The sequence below is a fragment of the Microbacterium aurantiacum genome (genome assembly GCF_002872075.1).
Lineage (GTDB): Bacteria > Actinomycetota > Actinomycetes > Actinomycetales > Microbacteriaceae > Microbacterium > Microbacterium aurantiacum_A.
This window is the reverse complement of sequence record NZ_PGGU01000009.1, coordinates 65,545-84,719: the sequence shown is the minus strand read 5'-3', so window position 1 is coordinate 84,719 and position 19,175 is coordinate 65,545. Positions and strand designations below refer to the sequence as shown.

The 19,175-nt window shown below is 67.4% G+C and carries 15 protein-coding genes; 7 read left to right on the top strand and 8 right to left on the bottom strand.

The window, feature by feature from the left end; all coding sequences use genetic code 11:
* The first annotated feature begins 232 nt into the window (after window positions 1–232).
* From CUR96_RS08765 to CUR96_RS08740, 6 genes are all read left to right on the top strand, one after another.
* Entirely contained in the window at window positions 233–1,420 is a 1,188-nt protein-coding gene (locus CUR96_RS08765) for an ROK family transcriptional regulator (protein WP_245861150.1), read from the top strand.
* A 143-nt stretch (window positions 1,421–1,563) separates the two neighbouring features.
* Window positions 1,564–2,916 (top strand): extracellular solute-binding protein, encoded by a 1,353-nt coding sequence (locus tag CUR96_RS08760; RefSeq protein ID WP_102192927.1) that lies wholly within the window; start codon window positions 1,564–1,566, stop codon window positions 2,914–2,916.
* A gap of 10 nt (window positions 2,917–2,926) precedes the next feature.
* Complete coding sequence (locus CUR96_RS08755; RefSeq protein ID WP_432612420.1) at window positions 2,927–3,856, top strand: carbohydrate ABC transporter permease; 930 nt, start codon at window positions 2,927–2,929, stop codon at window positions 3,854–3,856.
* Window positions 3,856–4,743, top strand: coding sequence for a carbohydrate ABC transporter permease (locus tag CUR96_RS08750; protein WP_102192925.1), 888 nt, complete (start codon window positions 3,856–3,858; stop codon window positions 4,741–4,743). Before CUR96_RS08755 ends, CUR96_RS08750 begins: the two co-directional genes overlap by 1 nt.
* Window positions 4,744–4,787: 44 nt before the next feature.
* A complete protein-coding gene (locus CUR96_RS08745; protein ID WP_102192924.1) occupies window positions 4,788–7,811 on the top strand; it encodes an alpha-mannosidase in 3,024 nt (1,007 codons plus the stop codon).
* 85 nt (window positions 7,812–7,896) lie between these two features.
* The gene (locus CUR96_RS08740; protein WP_102192923.1) at window positions 7,897–8,457 is read left to right on the top strand and encodes a CDP-alcohol phosphatidyltransferase family protein; all 561 of its coding nucleotides are present in this window, start codon (window positions 7,897–7,899) and stop codon (window positions 8,455–8,457) included.
* An 86-nt stretch (window positions 8,458–8,543) separates the two neighbouring features.
* On the opposite strand, the gene CUR96_RS08735 is transcribed toward CUR96_RS08740, so the two are convergent.
* Window positions 8,544–9,062 carry a hypothetical protein gene (locus CUR96_RS08735; protein ID WP_102192922.1) on the bottom strand — a complete coding sequence of 173 codons (519 nt, stop codon included), beginning with the start codon at window positions 9,060–9,062 and terminating at the stop codon, window positions 8,544–8,546.
* A 117-nt stretch (window positions 9,063–9,179) separates the two neighbouring features.
* A complete protein-coding gene (gene def / locus CUR96_RS08730) occupies window positions 9,180–9,746 on the bottom strand; it encodes a peptide deformylase (protein WP_102192921.1) in 567 nt (188 codons plus the stop codon).
* A gap of 61 nt (window positions 9,747–9,807) precedes the next feature.
* On the opposite strand from def, the gene CUR96_RS08725 reads away from it, so the two are divergent.
* Window positions 9,808–10,836: a DMT family transporter gene (locus tag CUR96_RS08725; RefSeq protein ID WP_102192920.1), complete on the top strand. Its 1,029-nt coding sequence runs from the start codon at window positions 9,808–9,810 to the stop codon at window positions 10,834–10,836.
* Here CUR96_RS08725 and pgl read toward each other — a convergent pair.
* From pgl to tkt, 6 genes are read right to left on the bottom strand one after another with little or no spacing between them, the layout of a single operon-like run.
* On the bottom strand, window positions 10,830–11,609 hold the full coding sequence (gene pgl / locus CUR96_RS08720) for a 6-phosphogluconolactonase (RefSeq protein ID WP_180968982.1): 780 nt from the start codon (window positions 11,607–11,609) through the stop codon (window positions 10,830–10,832). The two genes, CUR96_RS08725 and pgl, sit on opposite strands and share 7 nt — an antisense overlap.
* Window positions 11,610–11,614: 5 nt before the next feature.
* The gene (locus CUR96_RS08715; RefSeq protein ID WP_102192918.1) at window positions 11,615–12,550 is read right to left on the bottom strand and encodes a glucose-6-phosphate dehydrogenase assembly protein OpcA; all 936 of its coding nucleotides are present in this window, start codon (window positions 12,548–12,550) and stop codon (window positions 11,615–11,617) included.
* Window positions 12,547–14,097: a glucose-6-phosphate dehydrogenase gene (gene zwf / locus CUR96_RS08710; protein ID WP_102192917.1), complete on the bottom strand. Its 1,551-nt coding sequence runs from the start codon at window positions 14,095–14,097 to the stop codon at window positions 12,547–12,549. The genes CUR96_RS08715 and zwf overlap by 4 nt, the downstream gene beginning before the upstream one ends.
* Before the next feature lie 22 nt (window positions 14,098–14,119).
* Entirely contained in the window at window positions 14,120–15,727 is a 1,608-nt protein-coding gene (locus CUR96_RS08705) for a glucose-6-phosphate isomerase (protein WP_102192916.1), read from the bottom strand.
* Window positions 15,724–16,836 (bottom strand): transaldolase, encoded by a 1,113-nt coding sequence (gene tal, locus CUR96_RS08700; protein ID WP_102192915.1) that lies wholly within the window; start codon window positions 16,834–16,836, stop codon window positions 15,724–15,726. Before tal ends, CUR96_RS08705 begins: the two co-directional genes overlap by 4 nt.
* A complete protein-coding gene (gene tkt, locus CUR96_RS08695) occupies window positions 16,833–18,944 on the bottom strand; it encodes a transketolase (protein ID WP_102192934.1) in 2,112 nt (703 codons plus the stop codon). The genes tal and tkt overlap by 4 nt, the downstream gene beginning before the upstream one ends.
* Between the last annotated feature and the right edge of the window lie 231 nt (window positions 18,945–19,175).

The following is a 19,175-nucleotide window of genomic DNA, read 5'->3' as shown; positions in this document are numbered from 1 at the left end:
CCCCTCCCGCGAGTCGCGGGAGGGGCGCCTTCTCCCATGTACTGCGCGTTGATACGCGCACGACTGAGCGGCGACGACGGGAGTGCGCGTCCATGGCTTCCCGCTCTAGGCTTTAGCTTGCGGCCCGGGTTTGACCGTTGCGGTGCTACGCGGCAATCATGAAGGTTCACGCGCCGACGAAGGTGCAAGGGCGAGGGAGCGGAATATGCAGCGTGGGTCGAACCTCCCAGCTGTGGGCGTCTACAACCAGGCGCTCGTCTTCGACCTCATCCGCCGGTCCGAGGAAGGGCTCAGCCGCAGCGAGCTCGCCGAACGCACGGGGTTGTCGACGCAGACGCTCAGCAATGTCACTCGCCGGCTCGCCAACGAGGGGCTGATCGAGGAGACCGGAAAGGTCATCTCGGGGCCGGGAAAGCCCCGGACGCTGCTCGCGCTGCGGTCGGACTCGCGCTACGCGGTCGGTGTGCATCTTGACCCGGCCGTCGACACCGTCGTGGTCGTGGATGCCGCCGGTGCTGTCGTCGCACGGACGGAGCAGACCCCCGGAGGCGCCGATGCGTCGCCGGATGAACTCGTGGAGCGTCTCGGAGACAGCGTCCGATCACTCGTCGTCGAGGCGCGCCTCCCTGCGGAACGCGTGCTCGGGATCGGTGTGGCGGCTCCGGGGCCTTTCGACCGCGAAGCGGGTCGCTTGCTGAATCCTCCGCTCCTCCCTGCCTGGCATAACGTGTCGGTACGCAAGGAATTGGAACGGGTCAGCGGGTTGCCGACGCTGCTCGAGAAAGACGTCGTCGCGACCGTCGTCGGAGAGCAGTGGTTCGACGTCGGGCAGGAGCTCTCCGACGCCATGTTTCTCTACTATGGTGCAGGGCTCGGCCTCGGGCTCTCGGTCTCCGGGGCGCCCGTGCACGGCAGGACCGGCAACGCAGGCAACATCGCGCACATCGTCGTCGATCCGGAGGGGCCGCTCTGCACGTGCGGGTCGCGCGGCTGCATCGGGGTGATCATGGAGCCGCGAATGCTCCTGGCCCAGGCTGAGCGGACATCCGCCGCAAGTGATGCGGGAGATGCGCGGATGCAGCTCGAACTGCTGTCGGCCTTGGCCGCGGCCGGGGATGGGGGAGTGCTCACAGCCTTGGAGCGTGCAGGGCGGCACCTCGCGACGGCGATCGTCGAGGTGAACAACCTCCTCGATCTCGGCATCGTCGTCCTGGGCGGTCCTGCGTGGTCGAGGCTGGGCGAACGGCTTCTCCCGGTGCTGGATCACTGGGTGCACACCACAGCCGTGAGCACGTCCACGGAGCCCGTGCAACTGCGCCCGTCGCAGATCGGCGCGGATTCAGCCGCTGTGGGAGCTGCGTGCCTCGTGCTCGACGATGCGCTCACGGCGCGTCCGTCGCGGCTCATGATCAGCCACTGACCGCACGCTGTCGGTGCTGGCGACCTGCATAGCGCGCCGTGACAGAAATGTTATGAGACCCTCTCGCGGTAGTTATCCCATTTGATAGGATTATCCGTCTGAGGGCCTCAACAGCGAGGTCCGCATGCAAAGGAGCAAAGCAGATGCGAACGAAGCCCCTCGCCGCCATCGGTGCGATCGCGGTCGGCGCGATCGTCCTCTCGGGATGCAGCGCATCCGGGGACGCGGAGACGTCCGACAGCGGAGACCGCACCATCACTGTCGCGTACCAGATGACGTCGGCGTTCCACCAGCTCGACGATCTCTTCCAGAAGGTCAAGCCCGAGTTCGAGGCCGCGAACCCCGGTGTGACGGTGAAGCTCCAGCCGATCGAGTCCGAGGACGAGTACTTCACGAAGCTCGCCCTGATGAACGGGTCGCCCGACACCGCACCCGACGTGATCTACGAGGACACCTTCCAGCTGCGCTCCGACGCCGCCGCCGGCTACCTGCTCCCGATCGACGACTACCTCGCCGACTGGGACGAGTGGGACCAGTTCTACGATGCGGCCAAGGAAGCGGGACTCGGCGGAGATGGCAGCACCTACGGAATCTCGATGGGTACCGACACCCGCGCGATCTACTACAACAAGGAGATCTTCGCCGCAGCGGGACTCCCCACCGACTGGCAGCCAGCATCGTGGCAGGACATCCTCGATGCCGCCGAAGCGGTGAAGGCGTACGACGCCGACCTGATCCCGCTGAACATCTACGGCAGCAAGAGCGGCGGTGAGCAGACCTCGATGCAGGGTGTTGAGATGTTGCTCTACGGCACCGAGTCCACCCTGTACGACGCCGACTCGGACAAGTGGGCGGTGGGCTCCAAGGGTCTCACTGACGCTTTCGGCTTCTACGACACGCTCTACAAGAATGATCTGGCGACTCCGCTCGATCTCGCCCTCGACTCGACCATCGGCAGCCGTGTTTCCACGGAGCTGCTCCCCGAGGGGAAGCTCGCCATGGCTATCGACGGGTCGTGGCTGCCCGGCGGCTGGATCAGCGGCGACAGCGCCTGGGACGGCTGGGAGGACAAGATCGGTCTCGCCAAGATGCCGACGCAAGACGGCGGCGACCCCGGCTACACGTCCATGTCCGGAGGCTGGACCCTCGCGGTCGGCGCTCAGACGAAGCACCCGCAGACTTCCTTCGACTTCATCACGATGGCGCTGAACCAGGAGAACTCCCTCAAGTACGACACCGAGAACAGTCAGATCGCCGTCCGCGAGGACGTCGCGACCGACGATGCGTACCTCTCGTACAACCCGACCTTCGCGTTCTTCTCCGACCTCGTGCAGTACACGCACTTCCGTCCGACCACGCCGGACTACTCGCAGATAACCAGCGCGCTTCAGCAGGCGACAGAATCGGTGATCACCGGAGATGCGACCCCGGAGGACGCGGTGAAGACCTACGACGATGCTCTCACCCAGATCGTCGGCGCGGACAAGGTCGAGTAGGAATTCCTCAGTGACCTCCGCATCCGCAACGCGCAGCCCGGCCCCGGTGCACACCGGGGCCGGGCGGCGCACCCGCCTCCGCGACCTGCTGCGCTCTGTCCCGTTGTTACCTGCGGCGGTGCTGCTGGTCGTGTTCCTGCTCGGGCCGATCATCTATGCGATCTGGGGATCGCTGACCAACCGGGCTCTCACCGGCTATCGGGCGGCGCAGCCCGAGTTCGTCGGTTTCGACAACTACGTCGCACTGTTCACGGATCCGAACTTCTGGACGGCGCTGGTTCTCACGGTCGTCTTCGTGCTGTTCTCCGCGATAATCGGTCAGAACGTTCTGGGGCTCGGTGTCGCGGCGCTCATGCGCATCGGCTCGAAGTCGGTCAACAGCGTCGTCGGCGCACTCGTCGTCGTGGCCTGGGTGATGCCCGAGATCGTCGCCGCCTTCGCCCTCTACGCCTACTTCTCGAAGGACGGCACACTCAATGCGATGTTGGAAGCCGTCGGCATCCCCGCGGTGAGTTGGCTCATCGAATACCCGATGTTCGCCGTCATCCTCGCCAACGTCTGGCGGGGCACGGCCTTCTCGATGCTCGTCTACGGAGCTGCTCTCAACGAGGTGTCGCCTGAGGTGATGGAGGCCGCACAGATCGACGGCGCGAACGCCGCCCAGCGCTTCTTCCTCATCACCATCCCGATGATTCGCCGCTCGATATCGACGAACCTGATGCTCACCACGCTGCAGACGCTCGGGACCTTCGGTCTCATCTGGGTGATGACCAAGGGGGGACCCGGCGTCTCGAGCTCGACCCTTCCTGTCCTCGCGTATCAGGAGGCGTTCCAGTACTCGCAGATCGGCTACGGTACGGCGATCGCTGCGGTGACCCTCGTGCTCGGCGCGATCTTCGCCATCTTCTACATTCGCATCCTCAAGCCGGAGGTCGACTGATGACCGCCACTGAAGCACTCGTCCGCCCCGCTGTCAGGCGCGGCCCACGGATCTCTGTCGCGTCGCCTGCGAAGCGCCGCTCCGCGTGGCTCGCCAACACCGTCCTGATCGTGATCGGGGTCGTCTTCCTCGTGCCGATCGCGTGGATCGTGTTCTCTGCGGTGTCCCCATCCGCCACGGTGTCGATCTCGGTGCCGGAGAGCCTCACCTTCGACAACTTCGTCTCGGTGTTCGACTGGTCGATGACGCTGCTGCCGCTGTGGAACTCGACCCTCATCTCGCTCGGCACCGCGCTCATCACCGTCGCCGTCGGCGTGCTCGCCGCGTATCCGCTCTCGCGGCACAACTCGCGCTTCCAGCGCGGCTTCATGTACTCGGTCCTGTTCGGCTCCTGCCTGCCGATCACGGCCATGATGGTGCCGGTCTACGCGCTTTTCGTGCAGTTGAAGATGCTCGACTCGCAGGTCAGTGTGATCCTGTTCATGGCCGCCACGTCGTTGCCCATGGCGATCTGGATGCTGAAGAACTTCATGGACTCGGTGCCGGTCTCTCTCGAGGAGGCCGCATGGGTCGACGGCGCCTCCGCCATGCGGGCGCTGTGGACCATCGTCCTGCCCCTCATGCGCCCGGGCATCAGCGTGGTCTTCATCTTCGTGTTCACTCAGGCCTGGGGGAACTTCTTCGTCCCGTTCGTCCTGTTGTTCAGCTCCGAGAAGATGCCAGCGGCCGTCGCGATCTTCACGTTCTTCGGCAACCACGGCGCCGTCGCCTACGGGCAGCTCGCAGCGTTCGCCACGTTGTACTCCGTACCGATCCTCGTCTTGTACCTGCTCGTGCAGCGTCTCTCCGGCAGCAGCTTCGCGCTGGCCGGCGGCGTCAAGGGCTGACCCCCACCTCCGCGTACAACCCCCCAATCCAGAAAGCACCACACATGCACGACCGCACCGCGCTCATCGAGATGCGCATCGACCGATTCATCCGCGAGCGCCTCCGTCCGGCGCGCCACCGGCTGAGCCACCCGCTCGAGGTGCGCGCCTGGGAGGTACCGGGGGAGCCGGTGCCCTTCACGGACGCCGTCCAGGCGGACTACACCCCTACCGCGGTCGGCGCTCCGTGGGGGCGCCCCTGGGGGACGACCTGGTTTCGTGTCAGCGGGAAGGTCCCGACCGAGTGGCGCACGGCATCCGGCGATCTTCCTGACGCCACCCGGGCAGAACTCGTCGTGGACCTCGGTTTCACGGCCGGACAGAGCGGCTTCCAGGCCGAGGCTCTCGTCTGGGGTCTCGACGGGAGTCCGATCAAAGCCATCTCGCCGTTCAACAACGCGGTCGCCGCGGCGGTGCAGCCGGACGGCCGCATCGACGTGCTGCTCGAGGCGGCGTCCAACCCCGACGTGGGCAGCATCTTCACGTTCGACCCGACCGAGCTCGGTGACCCCGAGACCGCCGGTGCCGATCCGATCTACGTGCTCCGCGTCGTCGACGTGGCCCTGCGCGACCTGACCGTCGAGTCCCTGCTCGACGACACCGTGATCCTGCGCGGACTCATCGCCGAGCTGGATGCCTCGTCGCCGCGGCGAGCCGAGATCGTGCAGGCGCTGGATCGGATGATCGACCTCGTCGACCCGCATGACGTCGCGGGCACGGCGGCAGACGGCCGAGAGGCGCTCCGAACGGTGCTGGCTAGTCCCGCCCATGCGAGCGCGCACGTGCTGCATGCCATCGGGCACGCGCACATCGATTCGGCCTGGCTCTGGCCAGTGCGCGAAACGGCTCGCAAGGTGTCGCGCACCTTCTCGAACGTGCTCTCGCTGATGGACGAGAACCCTGACGTCGTGTTCGCCAGCTCGTCGGCGCAGCAGTTCGCCTGGATCAAGGAGCGCTACCCGGAGATCTGGGCGCGTCTGGTCGAGCGTGTGCGCGAAGGCCGCTTCGTGCCGGTCGGCGGCATGTGGGTCGAGTCGGACACGAACATGGTCGGCTCCGAAGCCCTCGCCCGTCAGCTCGTCGAGGGCAAAAGCTTCTTTCTCCGGGAGTTCGGAATCGACACCCCCGAGGTCTGGCTGCCTGACTCCTTCGGCTACAGCGCCGCACTTCCGCAGATCATCAAGGCCTCAGGATCGAAGTGGTTCCTCACGCAGAAGATCTCATGGAACGAGACGAACCGGATGCCGCATCACACGTTCCTCTGGGAGGGCCTCGACGGTACGCGCGTGTTCACGCACTTCCCTCCGGTGGACAAGTACAACTCGGACGCCTCGCAGGCCGACCTCGCGCATGCGCAGCGGAACTTCCAGGACAAGGGCAGAGCCCGTGTCTCGCTGCTGCCATACGGTTACGGCGACGGCGGAGGCGGACCAACCCGTGAGATGGCTGCGCAGGTCGAGCGCGCAGGGTCGCTGGAAGGATCGCCGATCGCCCGGCATTCCACGCCACAGGCGTTTTTCGAGCAGGCCGAGACCGAGTACCCGTCGCCCGAGGTCTGGAGCGGTGAACTGTATCTCGAGATCCACCGCGGCACGTACACGAGCCAGCTGGCCACCAAGCAGGGCAACCGTCGCAGTGAGCACCTGCTCCGCGAGGCAGAGATCTGGGCGGCGACGGCGTCCGTGCGAACCGGACTCGCCTACCCGGCCGATCAGCTCAGGCGCCTCTGGCAGCTCGTCCTTCTCCAGCAGTTCCACGACATTCTCCCCGGAACATCGATCGCCTGGGTGCATCAGGACGCCGAGCGCAACTACGCGGCGATCGCGGTCGAACTCGAGCAGATCATCGCTGGCTCCCTGCGTGCGCTGGTCGGCGAGGGTACCCGCAGCCTCGTGGCCAACGCTGCCCCGCACGGGCATGCCTCGGTCGGCGCGCTGGCAGTCGGTGAGGCGGATGCCGTCGCGCCGGTCACGCCGGTCGCAGCGGACGGCGGGTTCGTGCTCGACAACGGGCTCGTGCGTGCAACGATCGATGCCCGAGGGGCGCTGACGTCGATCGTCGACCTGACGAATGCGCGTGAGGTCGTGCCAGCCGGTCAGAGCGCCGGTGTCTTCCAGCTGCACCGGGACACCCCGACGCAGTGGGATGCCTGGGACATCGACGAGCACTACCGCCGTAACGTCACCGACCTCCTCGACGTGGACGACATGGAGGTCGTTGACGGTGCCGTGGTGATCTCGCGCTCATTCGGCGCATCGACGCTGGTGCACAGCATCCGTCTCGATGAGGGGTCGCGAACCCTGAAACTGGCTGTCGACCTCGACTGGCACGAGCGGCAGAAGCTGCTCAAGCTCAGCGTCCCCGTCGACGTGCACACCGACCACGCCGCCTCCGAGATCCAGTTCGGGCACATCATACGTCCGACGCACACCAACACCTCGTGGGATGCTGCGCGCTTCGAGACCGTGGCGCATCGGTGGGTCAGAGTGGGCGAGAGCGACTTCGGCGTCGCCGTCACCAACGATTCCACTTACGGCCACGACATCACCCGGCACCCGCGTAAGACGGGGGGGACGTACTCGAACGTGCGGCTCTCACTTGTCAGGGCGGCGCTGTTCCCCGACCCGCAGCAAGACCAGGGCCGGCATCATCTGGAGGTGGGCATCGTTGTCGGCGGCGACCTCGTCGAAACGATCGCCGAGGGGTACCGCACAAACCTCGCAGAGCGCCGCATAGAGGGAGCCGACGACGTGCACCCCCTCGTTTCGATCGACCACCCCGGTGTGGTGGTCGAGGCGGTCAAGCTCGCCGAGGATGGGAGCGGCGACGTCGTCGTCCGTCTGTACGAGGCGCTCGGGCGTCGCGCCCAGGCCACAGTCACCGTGGGCTTCCCGAGCGGTGACGTGAGCGAGGTGGACTTGCTCGAGCGAAAGATCGAGCAGGCCGCGCTGTCGAGTCAGGATGCCGACGGCATCCGTCTGGCGCTTCGACCGTTCCAACTCGTGACGCTGCGACTGTCGCGGGTCTGAGGAGCCCTGAGCTGTCTGGCTCTCGAGCCCAACGTGGGAGACGACGCGGTACTCTGGGCCATTGGTGGAGAGCGAGGATTGCCGGATGAACGACGTCCCTACCGAATCGGAGAAGACCCGCGATTGGGCGACGCTGCCGAACGCGATCACCGTTCTGCGCCTGCTCCTGGTCGTTCCGATCATCGTGCTGCTGATCCAGAACGCCGCTCCGGTGCTGACGCTCGTCCTGCTGGTGCTGTTCGGAGTGAGCGATTGGGTGGACGGCTACCTCGCACGGCGCCTGGGACAGACCAGCCGGACCGGCGCTCTGCTCGATCCCTTCGCCGATCGTGTCGGAGTCGCCTTCATCGCCTGCGGATTCGTGATCGCCGGTCACCTGCCCCTATGGATCGCCGTCGTGGTGGTGGGCGTGGATCTCACCCTCGGAGTCGTCTACCTGGTGCGGCGTCCGGAGCAGATGCCCCCCGCGACCCGACTCGGGAAGGCCCGCACGGCGATCTTCATGACAGGACTCGCTCTGATCGGGCTGGGCATCCTTCCCGATCTCGGCGTCATCGGCGTCATCGGGCAGATCATCTGCGCTGTCGGCGCGGTGCTCCATCTGATCGTGGGATTCGGCTACCTCCGGACTCTCGTCCGGCGCTGACGTTCGCGACAGAACGGTTCACGACGGCTGGATGCAGAAGAGGCCCCGCCGTCCGGCGGAGCCTCTTCTGGAAACGGTGGAAAGCGTCAGCGCGCCGCGCCCTTCAGCGTTCCAGTCGTCTGGACGCCGTCCTCGAGGATGACGCACTGGATGATGCGGTCGTTCAGAGTGTCCCAGGTGTCCTTCGTGGGCGTGATCGGGTAGACCGTCAGCACCGATGCGTCGTAGGCGACGCCGACGAACGTGGTGAAGGGCTCGCCGATGCACTCCTGCGAGGCTGCATCGACGTCGGTCTCCGAGAACTCGCCGTCGGGCATGGAGAACTCGTAGTAGACCTCTTCATCGTGCGGCTGATCGCAGGGGGTGACGTCGGCACTCTCGATGAGACCGGACGCGCTGGCCATCTTGCAGTCGCCGACCTTCAGCGCGAAGATGTCGATGTTCGCATCTTCCTTGACCTCGCCGGTCTCCTCGTCGCGCTCTGCATCCTGAGGGGCGCCACCGCTGAGAATGTCGTTGATCGCGCTGCAGCCGCTGAGGGCGATCGTGAGCGCCACGGCTGTTCCCGCCAGTGCCAGGGCGCGTCGCGTGCGCAGTTTCATCATGATGTGATTTCCCCTCGAATGACTTGGTGAGCGGGCGCGAGAAAACGCCCTCTTCGGGCACGCTATCGGCGGGGAGTCTGTGACGCAACTCCGAGGATGCTGTGATCCGGCTGAGTGTCAGCCTTCGAGGTCGTCGACACCCGGAGTCCAGCTCACCCCGGCACGCCCCCACCCGCGTTTGCGAGCGATCTTCTGCACTGTCTTCCAATCTCGGTCGGAGAGACGGTCGACGTAGAGGATGCCGTCGAGGTGATCGAATTCGTGCTGCATGATGCGGGCACGCCACCCATCCACCTCGATGCGCACGTCGGCGCCGTCGAGATCGGTACCCGTGACCAGGACCCGATCGGAACGCCGAAGAGGGAATCGCTCGCCGGGGAACGACAGGCACCCTTCGGACTCCAGATCAGGGTCGGGCTCGCCGGGTTCGAGCGGCGCCATCCACAGCACAGGATTGATCAGCACGCCGCGCCAGGGCTGGTCGTCATCGTCCACGTATGAGTAGGTGTAGAGCCGCAGTGGCACTCCGACCTGGGGGCCCGCGAGACCGACACCCGGTGCGGTGTCCATCGTGTCGTACATGTCGGCGACGAGTGTGCGGATGTCATCGGTGATCTCTTCGACGACGGATGCGGGGGAGTGCAGGACGGGGTCGCCCATGATGCGAATCGGAAGTACAGCCACGCCATAACCCTACTGGGCGGGAACTGCCAGGTAGGGTCGTAGTGTGAGCGTAGGCGTAGGGATGAACGGGGCGGAAGTCGTCGGCGACCAGCTCGTCGGCGCGTTTCAGAACCCGGGCCTGCTGCTGGGAATCCCGCTAGCCCTCGCCGGCGCCGTCTTCATGTCGCTCGGCGCGCAGTATCAGCATCGCGGGGTCGAGAAGGTCGAACTGCTGAGCGGTGCCGACGGCGCCAACGGGCTCAGCGTCGACCAGATCAAGCGGCTCCTGACGCGGCCGTCGTGGCTCCTGGGGACGTTGATGCTGGCACTCGCCATCATCTGCCAACTCGCCGCGCTCGTGCAGGCGCCGCTGATCGTCGTGCAGCCGCTGGGCGCGATCGCGCTGGTGATGACCACGCTGCTGAACGCCCGAATCTCGGGGCACTCACCGACCAAGCAATCGATCACCGCGATCGCGTGCTGCGTCGGTGGCATCTTCCTGTTCGTGTTCTTCGCCGCGATCTTCGCGACGGAGCAGGAGATCGACGAACGCCAGCTCTTCGTGATCCTGGCCGTCCTGCTCGTCGTGATCATCATCCTGGGTGCCTTCTGGCTGATCCTCAGGCACCGCATGCGCGCGCTCTTCTACGTGATCGGCGCCGGCATCCTCTATGGCTTTGTCGCGACCCTCGCGAAGGTCGTCATCAAGCGCGTCCAGGCCGGCGACTTCGAGTGGGTGACGGTCGTCTGCGTGATCGCGCTGCTCGCCGCCGCCGCCGTCGGGGCCTACTTCGTGCAGACCGCGTACAGCTCAGGTCCGCCCGACCTCGTGATCGCAGGGCTCACCGTCGTCGATCCACTCATCGCGGTGCTCATCGGCATGGTCGTGCTCGGCGAGGCGGCCGCCGCACCGTGGTGGGTCCTCATCATCTTCGCCGTCGCCGGAGCGATCGCGGTGTGGGGAGTCGTGGGACTCGCCCGATTCCACCCGCAGGTGCTCAGCGACAGCCAGGAACTGGGTATCGCTCGCGGCAGCGACGAGACGCCACGCAGCGACTCTTCGACCAGCCCAGGACCTCAGCGCTCGACGGGGTCCGAGAACGCTCAGTAGGAGCGGTCGATGAGATCGGGCGACACCTCGGACGCGGCCGCCTCGTCCACGAAGAAGACCGTGCGCTTGCGCCCCTTCGCGCCGGCGGCAGGCACGCTGGCATAGCTCGCGCCCGCGAGGGCGAGCCCGAGCGCTGAGGCCTTGTCGGCTCCAGTGAGCACCAACCAGACGCGCTTCGACGAGTTCAGCACCGGACGGGTGAGCGTCACGCGCTCCGGTGGCGGCTTGGGGGAGTCGCGGACCGGAAGGGCCGCGACGTCCGTCACACCGACCTCTGGGCGGTCGGGGAAAAGCGATGCGATATGACCGTCGGGGCCGACTCCGAGGAAACAGACCGCGAACGAGGGCCATGGCTGCTCGTCGGTGCCGAAGCGAGCGAGCTCCGCGGCATAGGCGGAGGCTGCCTCGTCGAGAGTGAGGCCGGAGTCGGACGCGGCCACCTCGTGCACGTTGTCGGCGGGCACCGGGACGTGGTCGAGCAGTGCCTGCCGGGACTGCAGGGCGTTGCGGTCGGCGTCCTCACGCGCGACGAAACGCTCGTCGCCCCACCAGAAATGCACGAGCGACCAGTCGATCTCAGCCGCGCGCGGATCCTCTGCGGTGGCGCGCAGCACGGCGCCCCCCATCGACCCTCCGGTGAGGGCGATATGGGCGATCCGTCCGTTCCTCGTACGCGCGCGCAGGCGCGTCAGGAACCGGTCGGCAACCCGGGCGGCCACTGCCGCCGGGGTTGATTCGACAACGACCCGCTTCTCTGCGGATGCTGCTTCCATCGAGCTCACACTCCAGTCTCGGGCGGACCCAGCTTCTCCCAGCCCTCGGTTATCACTCGACCGTACAGGACATCGGGGTCGAGGCGACGAAGCTCCTCAGCGAGACACTCGCGGAGCGTGCGCCGCGGCAGGTGCAGGTCGTGATCCGGCTGCTCCGGCTGTGTGAGAACGGCGACGCCGGGCGTCGGGCGCTCCAGCAGGATGTCGCCGGTGGCGCGAGTCAGACGCACCGACTTGATGCCTTCCTGCCAGTGCTCCGGGTCTTCGTACGACCAGCGCACGGGCACGTCCAGCGCCATCTGCAGCCATGCGGCGAGCAGCGCCGTCGACGGCGACGCGGAGGCCCCCCGAACCTCCACGGCGGTGACGGCTTCGTACGGCGGCTGGTCGAGCACGGCGGCGAGCTGCTCGCGCCAGTGCGTCAGGCGCGTCCAGGCGAGATCGGTGTCGCCGGGCGCGTGGGTCTCGCCGAGCCGGGCGAGGCGATCGCGCACGTCGGACGACGTGGCGGCATCCGTGATCCGGCGCTGGGCGATCCTGCCCAGCGGGGACTGCGCGGGCGCCAGCGGCGCTTCCTCGGGCCACCAGGCCACGACGGGAGCATCCGGGAGGAGCAGGCCGGTGATGAGGCTCTCCTCGTTGCTGGCGGCGTCGCCGAAGGCGCGGAGCACCACGACCTCGCTGGCCCCGGCATCCCCGCCGACGCGGATCTGCGCGTCCAGACGTGCTTCTCCGTCACCGGTGGTGAGCACGATGACCCGCATCGGGTGCTCGCGAGAAGCGTCGTTGGCAGCGTCGATCGCGGCCTCGGCGACACCGTTGCGTGCCGCGATGACGAGGGTGAGCACGCGACCGAGGGCGACCGCGCCGCCCTCTTCGCGCGTCTTGACGAGCTGCTTCGCGACCTGGCTGACGGTCGTATCGGGAAGGTCGATGATCACGGGCGTCTCCAGACTCTTCCGTCGCGGGCCAGCAGGGCATCGGCGGATGCCGGACCCCACGAACCGGGCGCGTACTGCTCCACCGGACCGCCTTCGGCGGCCCAGAACTTCTCCACCGGGTCGAGGATCTTCCAGGAGAGCTCGACCTCCTCGTGCCGCGGGAACAGCGGCGGGTCGCCCAGGAGGACGTCGAGGATCAGACGCTCGTAAGCCTCGGGGCTCGCCTCGGTGAAGGCGTGGCCGTATCCGAAGTCCATCGTGACGTCGCGCACGTTGGTGCCGTTGCCCGGCACCTTGGATCCGAAGCGGATCGTGACGCCCTCATCGGGCTGCACACGGATCACGAGGGCGTTCTGGCCGAGCTCGGAGGCGTTGCCCCGGCCGAACAGGTGCTCGGGTGCCCGCTTGAAGACGACGGCGACCTCGGTGACGCGGCGGCCGAGCCGTTTGCCCGTGCGCAGGTAGAACGGCACACCCGCCCAGCGGCGTGTGTCGATCTCCAGCTTGATCGCGGCGTACGTCTCGGTGGCCGACTCGGGGTTCATCCCGTCCTCGTCGAGGAAGCCGGTGACCTGCTCGCCACCCTGCCAGCCGCCCGCGTACTGGCCGCGGGCCGTCGCGAGCGACAGATCCTCCGGCACATGGACGGCCGCGAGGACCTTCTCCTTCTCGGCCCGCAGGTGCTCGGCGGACAGGCTGATCGGCTCTTCCATCGCGGTGAGCGCGAGCAGCTGCAGGAGGTGGTTCTGGATCACGTCGCGCGCGGCGCCGACGCCGTCGTAGTAGCCGGCACGACCACCCACGCCGATGTCCTCGGCCATGGTGATCTGCACGTGGTCGACGTAGTTGCGATTCCAGATCGGCTCGTACAGCTCGTTCGCGAAGCGCAGCGCCAGGATGTTCTGCACCGTCTCCTTGCCGAGGTAGTGGTCGATGCGGAAGATCGAGTCCGCCGAGAACGCGACCTCGAGTGCGTCGTTCAGCTCTCGGGCCGACTCGAGGTCGTGCCCGAACGGCTTCTCGATGACGACGCGTCGCCAGCACTGGTCGTCGTCGTCTTCGTCGCCGACGAGCCCGGAGTCCTTGAGCTGCTTGGCGACGACGGGGAACGCCTTCGGCGGGATGGACAGATAGAACGCGTGGTTGCCCATCGTGCCGCGTTCGACATCGAGGTGGTCCACGGTCTCGCGGAGCTTGCGGAACGACTCGGGGTTGTCGAACTCCCCGGAGACGAACCGGATGCCCTGAAGCAGCTGCGTCCACGTCTCTTCGCGGAACGGCGTGCGCGCATACTGCTTGACCGCGTCGTACACGACCTGCGCGAAGTCCTGGTCCTCCCAGTCGCGGCGGGCGAAGCCGACCAGCGCGAAGCCGGGAGGGAGCAGGCCTCGGTTGGCGAGGTCGTAGACGGCGGGCATGAGCTTCTTGCGTGACAGGTCGCCGGTCACGCCGAAGATCACGAGGGCGCTGGGCCCCGCGATGCGGTTCAGGCGACGATCATCGGGGTCACGCAGCGGATTCTGCCCGCGCGAGATGGGAACAGTCATGAGTGGGGGATTCTCCTGCTGACTACTTCTGGGCGGCTTCGAAGAGGGCGAGCACGTCGGCCGAGGAGTCCGTGATCGTGAGGGACACGACCGGGCGGCCGTGTTCGGCGAGGACAGCCGCGTCACCGGCGGCCTGGGCCTCGATGAGCTGTCCGAAGGTGAACGGTCGCTCCGGGATCTCCAGATCCACGTCGGTGCGCTCCAGGATCTGCAGGAACACGCCCTGGGCGGGCCCGCCCTTGTGGTACTGACCGGTGGAGTGCAGGAACCGCGGTCCCCAGCCGAAGGTGGTCGGGCGACCGGAATCGGCGGCGACGAGTTCGCGCAGCCCCTGCAGCTGCGGCACGTCGAGGCGGTTCACGTAGGCCTGGATCGACACGTAGCCGTCAGCGGACAGCTGCGCCCAGAGAGCATCGAGCACGCCCTCCACCGTTCCCGAGACCGCGAGGCTCGGGTCGGAGACCCGCACCTCGACACCGTTCTCGACGAACACGGCAGCCGCCTGCTCAGGACGCGCGTCCAGCAGGCCTCGTGCGGCGACCTTCGCCGACTCGACGTCGGGCTGATCGAACGGGTCGATGCCGAGCAGGATGCCGGCGATCGCGGTGGCGAACTCCCAGACGATGAACTGCGCGCCCAGCGTGCCGCTGACGAGGATCTCGCCCGGGTGGCGCTCGTGCAGGTGGAACTCGTTCGCATCGTCGACGAGCCTGACGATCTGCAGGTCGGCGGGCAGCGCGTCGAGCTCCGGCGAGACGGGCAGCAGGACGACCGGGAGGATGCCGGTGCCGCGCTTGCCCGTGGATTCGGCGATCAGCTGCTCGATCCAGTCCGGCAGGCCGTTGATGTGCGTGCCGTCCGTGACCAGGCCGAGCTTGTCGCGTCGCGGGCTGGTTCCGGCGATCGCCGCCGCCAGTCGCAGCGCCGGGTTGTCGGCGGAGTCGACGGCGACCTCGAGCAGCGACGCCTCGGCCTCGTTCAGCAGCTCATCGATGTCGACGCCGGCGAGTCCGCTCGGGACGAGCCCGAACGCCGTCAGTGCGGAGTAGCGGCCGCCGACGTTCGGGTCGGCGTTGAACACGCGATAGCCGGCCTCGCGAGCCGAGGCATCGAGAGGGGAGCCGGGGTCGGTGACGACGACGATCCGCTCGACGGGGTCGATGCCGAGGTCGCGGAAGGCGGCTTCGAACGTGCGGCGCTGCGAGTCGGTCTCGACCGTCGAGCCCGACTTCGACGACACGACGAGCACCGCGTTCTCGAGTCCCTCGTCGAGGGCGGCCAGGACCTGGCCGGGTGCGGTCGAGTCGAGGATCGTGAGCGGGACGCCGGACGTCTGCGCGATCACCTCGGGCGCGAGCGACGATCCGCCCATGCCAGCGAGCACGACGCGGTTCACACCCTTGGCGGCCAGACCATGGCGCAGAGCGACGATGTCGGCGACCAGTGGACGCGAGATCGACACGGCTTCGACCCAGCCGAGGCGGATCGACGCCTCGGCTTCGGCATCCGGACCCCACAGGCTCGCGTCGCCGCCGGTGAGGCGCGAAGCGATCAGGTCGCGGACGAGGCCGGGGACGACCTCGTCGATCGCCGCCCGGGGTGCCCCGGACGTGTGGATCGAAAATGTCATCGCTGAGCTTCCAGGCCCTCGGAGACCTGGGCCAGGAGGTCGTGCCACGAGTCGATGAACTTGGCGACGCCCTCGTCCTCGAGCACCTGGGTGACGTCGTCGAAGTCGACGCCCAGCTCGGCGAGCCCGGCGAACACGGCGCGCGCGTCGTCGTAGCCGCCGGTGATCGTGTCACCGGTGATGACGCCGTGGTCGAAGGTCGCTTCCAGCGTCTTCTCCGGCATCGTGTTGACGACACCCTGCGCCACGAGCTCGGTGACGTACAGGGTGTCCGGCAGCGCCGGGTCCTTCACGCCGGTCGACGCCCACAGCGGACGCTGCAGGTTGGCGCCGAGCTTGATGAGATCCTGCGCGCGCTTCTCGGCGAACTTCTGCTCGAAGAGCTCGTACGCGAGACGCGCGTTCGCAAGGCCCGCCTTGCTCTTCAGAGCGTTCGCGGCGTCCGTGCCGATCGCCGAGAGACGCTTGTCGGTCTCGGTGTCGACGCGGGAGACGAAGAACGAGGCGACCGAGTGGATGCTCGACAGATCGAAGTCGGCGCTGTGCGCCCGCTCGAGCCCGGTCAGGTAGGCGTCGATCACCTCGGCGTAGCGCTCCAGGCTGAAGATCAGGGTGACGTTCACGCTGATGCCGGCGGCGATGGCCTCGGTGATGGCCGGGATGCCCGCCTTCGTCGCGGGGATCTTGACCAGCAGGTTCGGGCGGTCGACCTTCGCGTACAGTTCCTTGGCCTGCTTCACGGTGCCGGCGGTGTCGTGCGCGAGGTCGGGGGAGACCTCGATCGAGACGCGGCCGTCGACGTGGCCGGAGGCCTCCCAGACGGGGCGGAACACGTCGAGCGCCGCGGCGACGTCCTGCGTGGTGGCGGCGAACACGGCCTCTTCGGCGGATGCACCGGATGCGGCGAGCTCGGTCACCTGTGCGTCATAAGAGGTGTCGTTCTTGTCGGTGATCGCGTTCGCGAAGATCGTCGGGTTCGTCGTGACGCCCACGACGTTGCGCGAGGCGATCAGATCGGCGAGGTTGCCGGACGCGATGCGGGTGCGGGAGAGGTCGTCGAGCCAGATGCTGACGCCGGCGGCGGCGAGGTCTGCGGTGGGGGTGCTCATGCGTTCTCCTTGGTGCTGTTGGCTGCGATGGTCTCGCGGGCCGCTGCGATGACGGCCTCGGTGGTGATGCCGAACTTCTGGAACAGGGTCTTGTAGTCGGCGGATGCGCCGAAGTGATCGATGCCGACGGAGCGTCCGCGGTCGCCGACGATGCCGCGCCAGCTGAGCACTGATCCGGCTTCGACGGACACGCGGGCGGTCACGGATGCGGGGAGCACGCTCTCGCGGTACTCCGCGCTCTGCTCGTCGAACCACTCCAGCGACGGAGCGGAGACGACGCGGGCGTTCACGCCCTCCGCGGCGAGAGCCGCGCGTGCGTCGACGGCGAGCTGCACCTCGGATCCGGTCGCGATGATGATGACGTCGGGGGTGCCGTCCGGCGCCTCGGCGAGGACGTAGGCGCCCTTGACCGCGTTGGATGCCGCCGCGAAGGTATCGCCCTCCGCTGCGCCTTCGCCGCGTGCGAACACCGGGATGTTCTGACGCGTGAGGGCGATGCCCGAGGGCCCGGACTGACGGCGCAGCATCTCGAGCCAGGTGACCGAGGTCTCGTTGGCGTCCGCCGGACGAACGATGGTGAAGTTCGGGATGGCGCGCAGCGTGGCGAGCTGCTCGACAGGCTGGTGGGTCGGGCCGTCCTCGCCGAGGGCGACCGAGTCGTGCGTCCAGACGAAGATGCTCGGCACGTTCATCAGTGCAGCGAGTCGGACCGCGGGGCGCATGTAGTCGCTGAAGATGAGGAACGTTCCGCCGAAGGCGCGAGTCGGGCCGTGCAGCACGATGCCGTTGATGATGGCGCCCATCGCGTGCTCGCGGATGCCGAAGTGCAGCACGCGGCCGTACGGCGAGCCCGACCACTCGTGGGTCGACCACTCGGCCGGGATGAACGACTTCGAGTCCTTGATGGTGGTCAGGTTCGACTCGGCGAGGTCGGCCGATCCGCCCCACAGCTCGGGGAGCTGGGCGGCGAGAGCATTGATGACCTGGCCGGAGGCGGCACGGGTGGAGACCTCCTTGCCGGATTCGAAGACCGGCAGTGCGGTGGCGATGTCGGTGGGCAGTTCGCCCGCCTCGAGGCGTTCGAGCAACGCGTTGCGCTCCGGGTTCGCCGACGCCCAGGCGTCGAACGACTCCTGCCAGGCGGCGCGTGCCTCGGCGGCGCGCGCGGCGAGGCCGCGAGTGTGCTCGAGGACGTCATCGGCGACGGCGAAGTGCTCCTCGGGGTCGAAGCCGAGCACCTTCTTGGTCGCGGCGAGCTCATCGGCACCGAGGGCGGAGCCGTGGATCTTGCCGGAGTTCTGCTTGCCGGGCGACGGCCATCCGATGATCGTCTTCAGGACGATGAGCGACGGCTTGTCGGTCTCGCCCTTGGCGGCCTCGATCGCTGCGAACAGCTCGGCGACGTCTTCGACGTACTCGCCCGTCTTCTTCCAGTCGACGACCTGGACCTGCCAGCCGTAGGACTCGTAGCGCTTGGCGACGTCTTCGGTGAAGGCGACGTTCGTGTCGTCCTCGATCGAGATCTGGTTGGAGTCGTAGATGGCGATGAGGTTGCCGAGCTGCTGGTGGCCGGCGAGCGAGGATGCCTCGCTGGTGATGCCCTCCTGCAGGTCGCCGTCACCGGCGATCACATAGATGAAGTGGTCGAAGGGGCTGGTGCCCGCCGCGGCCTCCGGGTCGAACAGGCCGCGCTCGTAACGGGAGGCGTAGGCGAAGCCGACGGCCGAGGCGAGACCCTGGCCGAGCGGGCCCGTCGTGATCTCGACGCCCTTGGTGTGTCCGTACTCGGGGTGACCCGGAGTGAGCGATCCCCAGGTGCGCAGCGACTTGAGGTCGTCCAGCTCGAGGCCGAAGCCGCCGAGGTAGAGCTCCACGTACTGCGTGAGGGAGGAGTGTCCGGCCGAGAGGATGAAACGGTCGCGACCGAGCCAGTCGGTGTCGCTGGGGTCGTGGCGCAGCACGCGCTGGTACAGCAGATACGCGGCCGGTGCCAGGCTCATCGCGGTGCCGGGGTGGCCGTTGCCGACCTTCTCCACGGCATCCGCCGCCAGGAGTCGCGCGGTGTCCACCGCGCGTCGATCGATCTCATTCCACTGCAGTTCCGACACGGTGAAGCCCTTCTCCAACATTTCGAGAGCACCCGGAGAGCAGAGTCGCGGTCCGCATCGTTACGGAGGAGAGGTCATGAGCGCCGGGCGCGCGAGTGGTTTCAGCATACCGCTGTGCGTCGTTGCGTTACCTCGTCTTACAACCTCTCACAACGATGGAAAGCCGGATGTGAGACGGGGCCCGGGCGCGGGGCGCGGTGTATCGGGTGCCCTAGACTGGGAGGGCTGTCG

Bases quoted from the DNA above. Each gene is read 5' to 3' on its own strand.
- CUR96_RS08760 (WP_102192927.1), top strand. From the start codon at position 1,564: ATGCGAACGAAGCCCCTCGCCGCCATCGGTGCGATCGCGGTCGGCGCG.
- CUR96_RS08750 (WP_102192925.1), top strand. From the start codon at position 3,856: ATGACCGCCACTGAAGCACTCGTCCGCCCCGCTGTCAGGCGCGGCCCA.
- CUR96_RS08745 (WP_102192924.1), top strand. From the start codon at position 4,788: ATGCACGACCGCACCGCGCTCATCGAGATGCGCATCGACCGATTCATC.
- CUR96_RS08740 (WP_102192923.1), top strand. From the start codon at position 7,897: ATGAACGACGTCCCTACCGAATCGGAGAAGACCCGCGATTGGGCGACG.
- CUR96_RS08735 (WP_102192922.1), bottom strand. From the start codon at position 9,062: ATGATGAAACTGCGCACGCGACGCGCCCTGGCACTGGCGGGAACAGCC.
- CUR96_RS08725 (WP_102192920.1), top strand. From the start codon at position 9,808: ATGAACGGGGCGGAAGTCGTCGGCGACCAGCTCGTCGGCGCGTTTCAG.
- pgl (WP_180968982.1), bottom strand. From the start codon at position 11,609: ATGGAAGCAGCATCCGCAGAGAAGCGGGTCGTTGTCGAATCAACCCCG.
- zwf (WP_102192917.1), bottom strand. From the start codon at position 14,097: ATGACTGTTCCCATCTCGCGCGGGCAGAATCCGCTGCGTGACCCCGAT.
- CUR96_RS08705 (WP_102192916.1), bottom strand. From the start codon at position 15,727: ATGACATTTTCGATCCACACGTCCGGGGCACCCCGGGCGGCGATCGAC.
- tal (WP_102192915.1), bottom strand. From the start codon at position 16,836: ATGAGCACCCCCACCGCAGACCTCGCCGCCGCCGGCGTCAGCATCTGG.